The 14,148-nt window shown below is 59.5% G+C and carries 8 protein-coding genes; 3 read left to right on the forward strand and 5 right to left on the reverse strand.

The annotated features are described in order from the left end of the window. Positions 1 to 107 precede the first annotated feature (107 nt). The 3 genes from dnaA to gyrB all read left to right on the forward strand — a co-directional run bounded on the left by dnaA (position 108) and on the right by gyrB (position 5,730). The gene (dnaA, locus tag NKG59_RS06315) at positions 108 to 1,694 is read left to right on the forward strand and encodes a chromosomal replication initiator protein DnaA (RefSeq protein ID WP_045205092.1); all 1,587 of its coding nucleotides are present in this window, start codon (positions 108 to 110) and stop codon (positions 1,692 to 1,694) included. 276 nt (positions 1,695 to 1,970) lie between these two features. Continuing rightward, positions 1,971 to 3,086, forward strand: a complete 1,116-nt coding sequence (gene dnaN, locus NKG59_RS06320) for a DNA polymerase III subunit beta (RefSeq protein WP_045205091.1) — start codon at positions 1,971 to 1,973, stop codon at positions 3,084 to 3,086. Between the two features lie 115 nt (positions 3,087 to 3,201). Further along, positions 3,202 to 5,730, forward strand: coding sequence for a DNA topoisomerase (ATP-hydrolyzing) subunit B (gene gyrB, locus NKG59_RS06325; protein WP_253535927.1), 2,529 nt, complete (start codon positions 3,202 to 3,204; stop codon positions 5,728 to 5,730). 92 nt (positions 5,731 to 5,822) lie between these two features. On the opposite strand, the gene NKG59_RS06330 is transcribed toward gyrB, so the two are convergent. The 5 genes from NKG59_RS06330 to NKG59_RS06350 all read right to left on the reverse strand — a co-directional run bounded on the left by NKG59_RS06330 (position 5,823) and on the right by NKG59_RS06350 (position 14,061). Continuing rightward, entirely contained in the window at positions 5,823 to 8,951 is a 3,129-nt protein-coding gene (locus tag NKG59_RS06330; RefSeq protein ID WP_253535928.1) for a type I restriction endonuclease subunit R, read from the reverse strand. 34 nt (positions 8,952 to 8,985) lie between these two features. Beyond that, positions 8,986 to 10,029, reverse strand: a complete 1,044-nt coding sequence (locus tag NKG59_RS06335) for a hypothetical protein (protein WP_253535929.1) — start codon at positions 10,027 to 10,029, stop codon at positions 8,986 to 8,988. Beyond that, positions 10,030 to 11,352, reverse strand: coding sequence for a restriction endonuclease subunit S (locus NKG59_RS06340; protein ID WP_253535930.1), 1,323 nt, complete (start codon positions 11,350 to 11,352; stop codon positions 10,030 to 10,032). Further along, positions 11,342 to 12,889, reverse strand: coding sequence for a class I SAM-dependent DNA methyltransferase (locus tag NKG59_RS06345; RefSeq protein ID WP_253535931.1), 1,548 nt, complete (start codon positions 12,887 to 12,889; stop codon positions 11,342 to 11,344). The genes NKG59_RS06340 and NKG59_RS06345 overlap by 11 nt, the downstream gene beginning before the upstream one ends. A gap of 86 nt (positions 12,890 to 12,975) precedes the next feature. After that, positions 12,976 to 14,061 carry a PDDEXK family nuclease gene (locus tag NKG59_RS06350; protein ID WP_253535932.1) on the reverse strand — a complete coding sequence of 362 codons (1,086 nt, stop codon included), beginning with the start codon at positions 14,059 to 14,061 and terminating at the stop codon, positions 12,976 to 12,978. Between the last annotated feature and the right edge of the window lie 87 nt (positions 14,062 to 14,148).

Here is a 14,148-nt window from a genome sequence, read left to right on the forward strand (position 1 = left end):
ATAACGAAAGCCACCCGGTTTCTGGCCTGCGCCAGGAGCCCGGCGGCCGGCCCTCCCGGGGACGTCAACAGACGCGTGTGGCGCCGGTCAAACACCTAACGATAACGATGCAGGATTTCTGGCATGCGGCGTCCGCTCAGCTCGAGAGTGAGCTGACGCCGCAACAATTCAAGACGTGGATCAAGCCGCTGACGCCGCTGTCGTTTGACGAGCAGGCGTGCACGCTGCGGATTGCCGCGCCCAACCGCTTCAAGCTCGACTGGGTCAAGAGCCAGTTCTCTGGCCGCATCCAGTCGCTTGCGTGCGACTACTGGGAGGCGACGGTCGACGTGCAGTTCGTGCTCGACCCGACCGCCGGCCAGCGCCAGGCGGCCTTGCAGCCGTCGCTCGCGCCGGTGCCGATGCAACCTTTGGGCGCGCAGCAGATTCAACCGCGGCAGGCCATGTCGGCCGGCAACGGTGCCGCGCATGACGCGGGTAATCTGCGCGCCGCGCCGGCCGTGTATCGCGAAGCCTCGCTTGCAACGGCCGGCCATGCTGCCGCCGATATCGACATGCCCGTGATGGATGCCACCGAGGTCAGGGCCCAGTCGTACCGCATGCCGCAGGCGCCCGCCGTGGTCACCAGCCAGGCCGCGCCGCCGCAAGCGCCGGTGGATGATTCCGTGCACGAGCGCTCTCGGCTGAATCAGATCCTGACGTTCGACAACTTCGTCACCGGTAAGGCAAACCAGTTGGCACGCGCTGCGGCTATCCAGGTCGCCAACAACCCGGGCAAGTCGTACAACCCGCTGTACCTGTACGGCGGCGTGGGCCTGGGCAAGACGCACTTGATCCATGCCATTGGCAACTTCATGCTGATGGAGAACCCGCGCGCGCGCATCCGCTACATCCACGCAGAGCAATACGTGTCCGATGTGGTGAAGGCATATCAGCGCAAGGCGTTTGACGATTTCAAACGGTACTACCACTCGCTCGACCTGCTGCTGATCGATGACATCCAATTCTTCTCGGGCAAGAACCGCACGCAGGAAGAGTTCTTCTACGCGTTCGAGGCGCTGATCGCCAACCGCGCGCAGGTCATCATCACCAGCGACACGTATCCGAAAGAGATCACCGGGATCGATGACCGCCTGATCTCGCGCTTTGACTCCGGCCTGACCGTGGCCATCGAGCCGCCCGAGCTGGAGATGCGCGTCGCGATTCTGATGAAGAAGGCGCAGGCCGAGAATGTGATCGTGCCGGAAGAGGTGGCTTTCTTCGTGGCCAAGCACCTGCGCTCGAACGTGCGCGAGCTGGAAGGCGCGCTGCGCAAGATCCTGGCGTACTCGAACTTCCACGGCAAAGAGATCACGATCGAGGTCACGCGCGAGGCCCTGAAAGACCTGCTGACCGTGCAGAACCGCCAGATCTCGGTGGAAAACATCCAGAAGACCTGCGCGGATTTCTACAACATCAAGGTCGCGGACATGTACTCCAAGAAGCGGCCGGCCAACATCGCGCGCCCGCGCCAGATCGCCATGTATCTGGCCAAGGAACTCACGCAGAAGAGCCTGCCTGAGATTGGCGAATTGTTTGGCGGACGCGACCACACCACGGTGCTGCACGCCGTGCGAAAGATCGCCGACGAGCGCACCAAGGACGCCCAGCTCAACCACGAGTTGCACGTGCTGGAGCAAACGCTCAAGGGCTGACCGCGCGATGGTCAGCAGAGCGCATGGCAACGCCATTCGCCCTGAATCAAGCCTCGACAGACGCCCGCTCGAATGCGGGCGTCTTTTCATGCACAATAGACATATTTGCCGCGCGCGTGACGCTATCCAGCGCCCCCTTATTTGCGGTATAATTTGTGATTAACCCCTTGATTTACAACAACTTTGGGTTAATCGCGAATGCTCCTGCAGGCACCGGCCCGTGTGGCCTAGGCTGGGGCGCGCGCGGTGTCACCTCTCAAGCCAAGGATCGCCTTCATGCAATTGGTCAAAACCTCGCGAGACAACCTGCTGCGTCCGCTGCAAATCGTGAGCGGCATCGTGGAACGCCGACACACGCTGCCCATCCTGGCCAATCTGCTCATCACCAAGCAAGGTGAACGGGTTTCCTTCCTGTCCACCGACATCGAAATCCAGATCACCACGCACGCCGATTGCGGCGCCGGCGCCGGCGATGTCGCCACCACCGTGGCCGCCCGCAAGCTGGTCGACATCCTGCGTGCCATGCCCGACGGCGAAGTTGCCCTCACGCTCAACGACAAGCGCATGACAGTGCAATCCGGCAAGAGCCGCTTTGCGCTGCAGACGCTGGCCGCCGAAGAATTCCCGACCGTCGCAGAGGCAACCGATTTCGGTGCCCGCATCACGGTGCCGCAGAAGACGCTCAAGCATCTGCTGGCGATGGTGCACTTCGCGATGGCCCAGCAAGATATCCGCTACTACCTCAACGGCATGCTGCTGGTGGTCGATGGCAAGCAAGTCATGGCAGTCGCCACCGACGGCCACCGCCTGGCCTACTGCGGCGTTGAAACCGGCGAGCAACCGGCAGGCGCCGGCGGCCGCCAGGAAGTCATCATCCCGCGCAAGACCATTCTCGAACTCCAACGCCTGCTGGAAGACGTGGACGATCCCGTCTCGGTGCAGCTGGCATCGAACCAGGTCAAGTTCACCTTCGGCAATATCGAGCTGATCTCCAAGCTGGTCGAAGGCAAGTTCCCGGATTTCCAGCGCGTGATCCCAAAGGGTTACCGCAACAGCTTCACGATCGACCGCACGTTCCTGCAGAGCGCACTGCAACGCACGGCCATCCTGACGACTGACAAGTTCAAGGGCGTGCGCTGCATGCTCGACACCAACGTCCTGAAGATCAGCTCCACCAACGCTGACCAGGAAGAAGCGCAGGAAGAACTCGAAATCGACTACCAGGGCGACGCGCTGGATATCGGTTTCAACGTCACCTACCTGCTGGACGTGCTGGCCAACCTCAAGGCCGAAAAAGTGCAGGTGAGCCTGGGCGACTCCAACTCGAGCGCGCTCATCACCCTGCCAGACGACGACACCTTCAAGTACGTCGTCATGCCGATGCGCATTTGACGCACCGCTGCACCCAGAGCAAGACGAGGGGCTGGATCGTGACGATCCGCCCCTTCGCCGTTTTTAAGCAACCCCGCTGTGTGCGCAAAACGCCCATGGCTGCGAGCAGAACGACATGACCGAAGAGCAGAAACCGCAATCCACCCCCGCCGAGGCCCACAGCTATGACGCCGCCTCGATCCAGATCCTGGAAGGCCTGGAGGCGGTACGTAAGCGGCCGGGCATGTACATCGGCGACACCTCGGATGGCACCGGCCTGCACCACCTCGTGTTCGAGGTGCTGGACAACTCCATTGATGAGGCGCTGGCCGGTCATTGCACCGAGATCCAGGTCACCATCCACACGGACAACTCCATCTCCGTGATCGACAACGGCCGGGGCATCCCGACCGGCATCAAGTTTGACGACAAGCACGAGCCCAAGCGCAGCGCGACCGAGATCGCCATGACCGAGCTGCACGCCGGTGGCAAGTTCAACCAGAACAGCTACAAGGTGTCGGGCGGCCTGCACGGCGTTGGCGTGTCTTGCGTAAACGGCCTGTCGAAGTGGATGAAGGTCACCGTCCGCCAGGGTGGCAAGGTGCATTACATCGAATTTGCACAGGGCGTTCCGCAAAATCGCCTGATCGAAACGGTGCAAGCGCCGGACGGCCAGATGGTCGAAGTCTCGCCGCTGCGCGTGTCGGGCACCACCGACAAGCGTGGCACCGAAGTGCACTTCCTGGCCGACGAAGAGATCTTCACCAACGTCGAATACCACTACGAGATCCTCTCCAAGCGCATTCGCGAGCTCTCGTTCCTGAACAACGGCGTGCACATCAGGCTGACGGATCAGCGCACCGGCAAGGAAGAAGACTTTGCCTTCTCGGGCGGCGTGAAGGGCTTTGTTGAGTACATCAACAAGAACAAGACCGTGCTGCACCCCACCATCTTCTTTGCCGCCGGCGAGAAAGACGGCGTGGCCGTAGAAGTGTCGATGCAGTGGAACGACGCCTACAACGAGCAGGTGCTCTGCTTCACCAACAACATCCCGCAGCGCGACGGCGGCACCCACCTCACGGGCCTGCGCGCCGCCATGACGCGCGTCATCAACAAGTACATCGCCGACAACGAGATCGCCAAGAAAGCCAAGGTCGACACCTCGGGCGACGACATGCGCGAAGGCCTGACCTGCGTGCTGTCCGTCAAGGTGCCCGAGCCCAAGTTCAGCTCGCAGACCAAAGACAAGCTCGTCTCGTCTGAAGTGCGCCTGCCGGTGGAAGAAGTCGTGGCCAAGGCCCTGAGCGACTTCCTGCTGGAAACGCCCGTAGACGCCAAGATCATCTGCGGCAAGATCGTTGAAGCCGCCCGCGCACGTGAAGCTGCCCGCAAGGCCCGCGAAATGACCCGCCGCAAGGGCGTGCTCGACGGCATGGGCCTGCCCGGCAAACTGGCCGACTGCCAAGAGAAAGACCCCGCGCTGTCAGAACTCTTCATCGTCGAGGGTGACTCCGCAGGCGGCTCTGCCAAGCAAGGCCGCGACCGCAAGTTCCAGGCAATCCTGCCGCTCAAGGGCAAGATCCTGAACGTCGAGCGCGCACGCTTTGACAAGATGCTCTCCAGCCAGGAAGTGCTCACGCTCATCACCGCCATGGGCACCGGCATTGGCAAAGACGACTACAACCTCGACAAGCTGCGCTACCACCGCATCATCATCATGACCGATGCTGACGTAGACGGCTCGCACATCCGCACGCTGCTGCTCACGTTCTTCTACCGCCAGATGCCCGAGATCATCGAGCGCGGCCACGTGTACATCGCCCAGCCGCCGCTCTACAAGATCAAGCACGGCAAGGAAGAGCGCTACATCAAAGACGACGTCGAGATGGCCGCCTACCTCGTGCGCCAGGCGCTGGACACCGCCGTGCTCGTGCGTGCCGACGGCACCGAGATTGCCGGCGACGCCCTGGCCGAACTCGCACGCCAGTACCAGCTCAGCCGCGGCGTGATCGAGCGCCTGTCTCGCGTGATTGACGCCGACGCCCTGCGCGCCATTGCCGAAGGCGTGGCCCTGGACCTCAGCAGCGAAGCCGCAGCCGAAGCCAGCGCCCGCACGCTTAAGGCCCGCCTGCTGGAAATGCAAGGCAACGCCAGCAACGCCAACGGCGGCGCCACCGCAGACGCCTTCATGCAGTACGACGAGAAGAGCGAGAAGTACCGCGTCATGGTGGTGCGCCGCCAGCACGGCAACCAGCGCCTCAGCCATATCGACGCAGACTTTGTGGCCGGCGCAGACTACGCCGCCCTGTCGGGCACCGCCGCCACCTTCCAGGGCCTGATTGGCGACGGCGCCAAGGTGCGCCGCGGCACCGGCGACAAGGTGCGCGAGCAGCACGTGACCGACTTCCACGCCGCCATGACGTGGCTGCTTACCGAAGCCGAGCGCGGCGTGAGCCGCCAGCGCTACAAGGGCCTGGGCGAAATGAACCCCGAGCAGCTGTGGGAAACCACCATGGACGTCACCCAGCGCCGCCTGCTGCGCGTGCAGATTGAAGACGCCATTGCCGCGGACCAGATCTTCACCACGCTGATGGGCGACGACGTGGAACCGCGCCGCAACTTCATTGAGAGCAATGCGTTGGTGGCGCGGAATATTGATGTTTGATTGACGCTAATTGCGCAAAAAAACAAAACGCCGAGAAAAATCTCTCGGCGTTTTGTTTTGAGCCCGCTTTGCGCTAAACAGTCTAGCGACTGTTAATGGTGGTTCCAATTTGAGGAGAGGGCTTCTGCTTGTTGTAGCACCGTCTGGACAGCGGCATCCTGAAGATCAGGCGGATACCCATAATTGCGTAGGATGCGCTTTACCAGCACTCGCATCCGGGCCCGAGCTGACTCGCGATGTGCCCAATCTACGGACACGTTTTCTCTCAAGCTGACTAGCAGCTCGTGGGCGATGAGCCGCAGCTTGTCGTCGCCCATCATCTGTATAGCGCTTTTGTTTTCGGCCAGCGCGTCATAGAAGGCGATCTCCTCGTCGGACAACCCGCACTCGTCGCCGCGCTGACGGGCCGCGCGGATGTCCTTAGCCAGTTGGATCAGTTCCTGCAGCACCTCTGCGGTCGTGATCGCATTGGCGTGATAGCGCGCCACGGCGTCCTCCAGGCGTTCCGAGAACGCCTTGGTCTGCACGACGTTGGCCTTGCTCCGCGAGCGGATGCCGTCATTGATCAGCTTGCGCAACGCCTCCAGCGCAAGGTTCTTGCGCTCCATCTGTTGGACTTCGGCGAGGAATTCGTCGGAAAGGATCGAGATGTCGGGGCTCTTGATTCCTGCCGCGGCTAGGATGTCGACGATCTCAGTCGACACCACTGCGCGGCTCACGATTTGTTGGATCGCCAGTTCGCGTTCTTTCTCGGTGGCGCCTGAGCCTGTCGCACTCTTGCTCAGCGCGGCACGAATCGCTTGGAAGAACCCGACTTCCTCTCGGATTTGTCGAGCCTCGTCTGAGGCGGATGCCAGGGCGAACGCTTTTGACAGCGCCAGTACGGCGTCCGGGTATTGGCGATGTGCGTTCTTCTTGCCTTCCTCGGTCGTCTCTTTCGCCGCCAGCTGCTGTTGGGAATCGAGAATCCACTCAATGGCTCCAGCCATCATGGCCAGGCGCTCTTGAGGTGTTCCGTTCAGCGCAGAGGCGTAATCGAAGCGGTGGTAGATATCCCGTACCACTTCGTACTTCTCCATCATCACTGCGATGGTCTGCGCTTCGTCGACGCCGGTGTTTTCCTGATCGTTCTTCGAGTACTGCTGCAGGGCCGACTTCAGGTTTTGCGCGATGCCGATGTAGTCCACGATTAGCCCGGCAGGCTTGTCGCGGAACACACGGTTAACTCGCGCAATCGCCTGCATCAGGCCATGCCCCTGCATCGGCTTGTCCACGTACATCGTGTGCATGCAAGGTGCGTCAAAGCCGGTCAGCCACATATCCCGCACGATCACCAGTTTGAGTGGGTCTTTCGGGTCGCGAGCACGCTTGGCCAGCAGATCGCGTCGGGCTTTGTTGCCGATGTGCTGCTGCCATTCCTGCGGATCGCTTGCCGCCCCCGTCATCACGATTTTGACCGCGCCAGCGTTGTCATCGGCGCTGTGCCAGCCCGGGCGCAGCTTGACGATCTCGTCGTAGAGCTTCACGCAAATGCGGCGGCTCATGCACACCACCATCGCTTTGCCATCCAGGGCTGCCACGCGGTCTTCGAAGTGGGTGACCATGTCTTTTGCCACCAGGGCAAGGCGCTTGTCACTGCCGACCAGGGCTTCGACGGTTGACCACTTCTTCTTGAAGCGTTCCTGGTCCGCCTCGGAATCTTCCTCAGTCAGGTCGTCAACCTCTGCATCGATCTTCGGCTTCTCGTTCTCGTTGAGTTCGATCCGTGCCAGCCGCGACTCGTAGTAAATCGGCACGGTCGCACCGTCTTCGACCGCACGGCTGATGTCGTAGACATCGATGTAGTTGCCGAACACCGCCGGAGTATTGACATCGTCCGCCTCGATGGGTGTGCCGGTAAAACCGATGAAGGAGGCGTTCGGTAGAGCGTCGCGCATGTACTTGGCGAAGCCGTAGGAAATTTCACCGGTCTTCGAGTCCACCTTGGCCTTGAAGCCGTACTGACTGCGGTGTGCTTCATCCGCGATGACGACCACGTTGCGTCGTGTGGTGAGCGGCTCCGCGATTTCGCCAAACTTCTGCAAGGTCGTGAAAATTACACCGCCCGACGCCCGGCTCAAGACCTTCCGCAGCTCTTCGCGGCTCTCCGCCTGCACCGGCGTTTGCCGGATAAGGTCACGGCACATGGAGAAAGTCGAGAAGAGCTGGTCGTCGAGATCGTTCCGGTCGGTCAACACCACCAGCGTCGGGTTGGCCATTGCCGGGTGTTTGACGAGTTGCCCGGCGTAGAACGCCATCAGCAGGCTTTTGCCGGAGCCTTGGGTGTGCCAGATGACGCCAACTCGCTGATTGCCCTCCGGAGAGGATGCAGTCACCGTGCTGTTGACCGCGTGCCGTACCGCGTGGAACTGGTGATACCCCGCGATGATCTTCGCCAGCCCCGATCCGGTTTCGCCAAAGACCGTGAAGTGGCAAAGTAGATCGAGTAAGCGGCGATGCTCGAACACTCCATCGATCAGCGTAGGGAGCTCCGGTGCACCTTTTGGTGCAACGTCCGTACCGTCGGTAGCACGCCAGGGCATGAAGCGCTCAAGGTCAGCCGACAGCGACCCCATCCGTGCCGCAATGCCGTCCGATGTCACTAGCAGAGCATTGGTGTTGAACAGCGCCGGAATCTGCTGCTTGTAGGTTTGCAGTTGATTGAACGCACCCAGTAGATGTGCCCCGGCGCTACCCGGAGCCTTCAGCTCGATCACGCCCAGCGGTAAGCCATTCACGAACACCACCACATCGGGCCGCCGGTTGCTCTGGCCGTTGATCACGACGAACTGGTTCACCGCCAACCAATCGTTCTGCTCCGGTCGCTCGAAGTCGATGAGTGCGACCTTGCCCGCGGTCAGCGTGCCGTCGTCGGCGTAGTACTCGACGTCAACACCCTCGGTCATCAGTCTGTGGAGCCGACGGTTCTCTTCAGGCAGCGATGGCAGTTCTGACTGCATCACGCGGCGCATGGCATCGTGCCATGCCTCCGATGGCATACCGGGATTCAGGCGAGCAATGGCGTCCTCGAACCGTCTCTTGAGAATGACCTCATCGTGGCTCTCTCGCTCAGGACGGTGTCCATCAGGGCCGATGTCCTCTTCACGTTCGATGCTGTAATTCAGCGCACGCAGCTGATCCAACAGCGCTTGCTCCACGGCAGCCTCTGATAAAAACGCCATTATTGTTCTCCCGCCGCTTTGCATCTGCACATTTCTAATCCACCCCAAGCCCGAACAGCCCGCGCAATTCGTTTATTTCCATTGCGAAATTTTTTCGGTCTTCTTCGTGGCGTACGGCCTCACCAATGACTTCGTATTCGATCCGCCGGTCTGGCGCTTCGCCGCGTGTTTTCCTGAAAATACAAAGTCGGGTTGTATGGCCAACACCGTCCTCTCGAAAGTGAATCATCGGGCGAAGGCCAAAAATAAGTCCATCAGCGATCACAAGCATTTGCCCTTGCTGGAAGTATTTCGCAGAGTCCAGCATTTGCTGACGGTTAATCTTGATGTTCTGGATTGTTCTTGTGGAGCTATGTCCTCTGAATATTTCACATCGCAGCGTGGTTCCATCAACCTGACTCAAATATCGGACGATCTGGATGCCTTCTAGGCCGTCCAGATCTGCAAGAACTTCCACTACGTCTACATAGCATTCGCTAATCCAACTCCGCGCCTGCGCTTCGGACTGCGCGGCACTATGAGAGAAGGCATTTCGGGACTGGTTGAGCTCCTTCATCGCAGCAAGTGTCGCCGCAGGTGAGATTTTTGCGACGGTGGGCAAAATGCCTGCGGCGCTCAACTGGCTAGTGACCCCTTCGATGTTCTCGAGCCTTTTTGCGACACTGTCGGTGAACAAGTCCTTAAATTTCAGCGGATCTATGATCGGAATATTTCGATGGCGACATTCCGCCACAGCAAGCGCATGTAGGATATCAATGACAGACTCCCAGGTATCCCGAAGAAGGTGCAGGCGCTGTAAATCACTCTCGTAACCGTTTTCAAATCGATAGAAATAATATGCAATTGGAGATGGGAACAAGTTGCACACCGAGGCTTTTATCTCTTCCTCGCGCTGTTGCATGAAGTCCGAAAAAGTGGCCTCATAAGTATCTGGACTCATAGTGAACAGAACAAAGCTCGGTCTCGGCTGATAGCCGAGAATATCAAGCGGGCCAGATTGCTCTGCATACTGTTCGTCTAGCCAGTCGTTGTACGACGGACAACCGTCGTAGTTATTGGGGTCAAGCTGAAGTTTCATTCAAACTCCAGTTATGCGTTCAGCGACTGACACCTGCAACTCGCCGGTAAGTAATTGAGGAAGCAGAGTGTCGCGAAGTTGTGCAAGTGCGCGAGACTCCGCCGAATTGCTGACGGCTTCCTCGAACAACGGCGCTATGGTGGCGTCAAGCCTCTCCATGCTTCCCGGTGGCGGAACAGCGATCCGAGCTTCCGTAAGGTGCTTGCGTTGAATGTGGCCCATGGTCGTAGCCTTGTCGGCGGCAATCGCGCGGAAACTCGGCAAGTGATGCCGAGTGGCGAAGTAGTAGAACCACTTCGGCACTTTGTCAGAAGTAACCTTGAACAAGTGCTGATTCAAAGCGCCACGCCCACCGGTCCACACTTCGACCTCGAGCGACCCTGACCACGAGAACAGTATGTCCCCATCGACCACAACATATTCCGGTTTGATTTGCGCGCTTGCTTTGTCTGCTCCAGTCGTATTTCCGGAACGTAGTTGTGCAATCTTTATAACCGGTAGGAACTCGTTTTCGCTTTCGGGTGGGAATTTCTGTAAAGCAAGGCCGTTGAGATAGCTCGCAATCGAGTCCAACGAACGCATCTCCCATCCTTCCGGAATATCCCCAAACTCAGATTCGACGAAGCGATCGGGAAAGATGTCGTTGAGATGGGGGGGCAAGCCGGCTAGCGATTGGCCACGCGGCCACCGACCATCCATCTTGGCACGCGTCGGCTCGAAGTCTACGAACCACGCTTTGAACAGAGTTCGGGCCATCGTCTCCAACGTTTCGTTCGCGCGCCGGTTAAGTTCGATTTTGTCGTCCAGTGTCCCGAGGATATGAGCGATGGCGTGCTGCACTTCAATGGATGGAATACGCGCTGCAAAGCTCTCGATTCGCCCCGGAGACGTGTGCTTTACCGTTGTGCCCGTAGCGGAGCCCACCACCCATGAGCGATACTCGTGTGTGCGCAACAGATACTGAATGAATCGTGGCGACGCTGGTATGGCAGGCTTGAATTCGAGCAAACCGACGCGTTGATTGTGCAACCATATGGTTGAGTCATCCGGGATGCTTGCTGCGTATCCAAGCGTGTCAGACTCTTTGCTGAGGTCTGTCATCGTGACGACAACTTGCCCTGGCTTTAGAACGTAATCTTCGGGTACTGGGCCGTTGTAGTACTTACGCTTGCCGGTTTGAAAGCCTCCGCCAATAGCGAAATTGCCGGGTGTGACAAGAACCGTGTTCCGCGGTTCGTCGGTGAAGTATTCACCCTTGAACGCGAATCCGTGCTTGACCTTGAATATTTCGCCTAGCGAAACCGTGCGCCAATCATTCGCCATACCCAAGCTCCTGCAGGCTGGCGTCAATTGCCGTGTCCAGCTTAGCCGCTGTTGCTCGCTGCTCGCGCCACTTAGCGGAAAGCCGCGCCATCTTTTCCTCAAACGGCTCGCCATCGTCTTCCTGCTCTGCTGCACCCACGTACCGCCCCGGCGTCAGCACATGACCGTGTTTGCCGATTTCATCTAACGAGGCGGACTTGCAGAAGCCCGCCACGTCGGCATATTCACCCGCGCCATCTTCCCCACGCCAGGCGTGGTACGTGTCTGCAACCTTCTGGACTTCCTCGTCCGTGAGTTCACGCCGAGTGCGATCCACCAGCACGCCCAGCTTGCGGGCGTCGATGAACAGCACTTGCCCGCGCCGGTCGCGCAGGCCCTTGCCGGGGTTCTTGTTGCGGGCTAAGAACCACAAGCAAGCGGGAATCTGCGTGGAGTAGAAGAGCTGTCCGGGCAGTGCCACCATGCAATCCAACGTGTCGGCTTCAATCATGGCCTTGCGGATCTCGCCTTCGCCGGACTGGTTAGAGCTCATCGAGCCGTTGGCCAGCACCACGCCCGCTGTGCCATTAGGCGCGAGGTGGTGGTGGATGTGCTGCAGCCAGGCGTAGTTGGCGTTGCCCAGGGGCGGCACACCGAACTTCCAGCGTACGTCTTCACGCAGGCGGTCGCCGCCCCAGTCAGAGATGTTGAACGGCGGATTGGCGAGGACGTAGTCAGCCTTAAGGTCGCGCAGCTCGTCTTTGTGAAAGCTGCCTTCGTTATTCCAGCGGATGTCGGAGTCGATGCCCCGGACGGCCAAGTTCATCTTGGCCAGCCGCCACGTGGTGTAGTTTGACTCCTGACCGTAGATCGCAATGTCGCCGATGCGGCCGCCGTGCTCCCGCACAAACTTTTCCGACTGCACGAACATCCCGCCGGAGCCGCAGCACGGGTCATACACGCGACCTGAGTACGGCTCGAGCATTTCGACCAGCACGCGCACAACGGAACGGGGAGTGTAGAACTCGCCGCCGCGCTTGCCTTCAGCTCCGGCGAACTGGCCGAGGAAGTACTCGTACACGCGCCCGAGGATGTCCTTGGAACGGTTCCCTTCTTCGTTGAGTGCGATGCCGGAGATCAAGTCGATCAATTCGCCCAGCATCACCTTGTTCAGCGCGGGGCGGGCATAGTCTTTGGGGAGCACGCCTTTGAGAGACTCGTTGTCCTTCTCGATGGCGCGCATCGCGTCGTCGATCAATGTGCCAATGCTCGGGAGCTTTGCGTTGGCCTGCAGATTCGACCACCGTGCCTCCTTCGGCACCCAGAACACGTTGCCGGCAAGGTATTCGTCTTTGTCTTCGGCCGCGTGCTCGTCTTCAGCCAGCAGCGCTTTGTGCTTGGCCTCGAAGGCGTCGGATATGTACTTCAGGAAGATAAGCCCGAGCGCGACGTGCTTGTAGTCAGACGGCTCCATGTTGCCGCGCAGTTTGTCCGCTGCTTTAAAAAGTTCAGCTTCGAAACCCAAGCTACTGCCGTTATTGGTGCTGTTTTGAGCCATGCTTATTCCAGTGTGATGTCCACTCGGGTTGGACCTGTGCGATAGGGCGCTATTATCCGTCCTCCCGGCGCGGGACCGGCTGGGATTCAGCGGTCGAACCCCGGAAACCGTGCCTTCAGTCGATCAACCGTGGCACGCCACTTCGCCGCCACCGGCTTGCAGATCGTGTTCTGATTACCGAAGAAGCCGATCTCGCGTACTGCTTGGCCAGCCGGCACAGTCTGCAGCCACTTCATCGGCACAAAGTACTCGCCCTTCTCAGGGTCATCGAGGTACTCCACGTGGTAGCTCCCGCGCTTCGCCACTTCCAACACGGGCTTGTCACCCTCAGGCGTGGGCACCGTGAAATCGCTGGCCGGTAGCGCATGGCCAGTTACGTAGCCCACACCGACATAGCCGCTGCCCGGAATGTTGATCCAGACCCGATCGCCAGGGTTGAGCAACTGAAGCGTCTTGCTGTACCAACTTCCTCCGCCTCCGCAGATGAACCCGAACTGCACTGCGTCTTCCCAGGAGCGCGAAACGCCGTCGCCAAACGAGCAATAGAACTCTCCGTTCCAGGGCTCCTGCTGCTGGGTAGCTTCTGTCGATGCATTCGATTGCGTCTGGATCGGGTCGAGTAGCCACGCGCGGCTCAAGAACTGTTCGCTGTTGTGCCCGAACACTTGGAAGCAAAGCACGTTGATCGGGATTTGCCGTCCGTTCAGGTAAGACACGATGCGCTCAGTACTTGCATCCAGCGATGCGGCAACGATCACGATCTGGTGCGACTGGTTCAGCATGTCCTCGTCGAGCGCGGCACCAAATCGCGAGCGAAAATCCTCGCCCAAATCTTGTCCCGGCTTGAAGCGCCGATAGATCGCGTTGATCTGGTCTGCCGTCAGGTCCATCACCCAGCTGGCATAGTCGAGTGCTTGCGCCACGACCTCTCGCGGTGTGCGGTCTCGCTTTAGCTCAATAAGGACAAGACTTCCGTCCGGCGCAATCGCGAGTAGATCGATCCGGCCGCCGTATCCCGTATCTTCCTGCTGCCCGATTAGCATCCATTCATCAGACAAAATGCGTGGCGAGGCGAGGATCATGTCCTCGAGCAATTTTTCGCTATCTAGGCGTGATTGCACGAGCTGTTTTGGCTGTGCATTTACCGTCCACAAAGCTGTGTGAATAGGCATGTTGACCGCAATTGCTGGGTGGTAATCAATGGGAGAGAATGCTACCCCAACCGCTTTATCTTCCACCCCACCCAGACGGGGTATTTG

Source organism: Ralstonia chuxiongensis, from assembly GCF_024158925.1.
Lineage (GTDB): Bacteria > Pseudomonadota > Gammaproteobacteria > Burkholderiales > Burkholderiaceae > Ralstonia > Ralstonia chuxiongensis.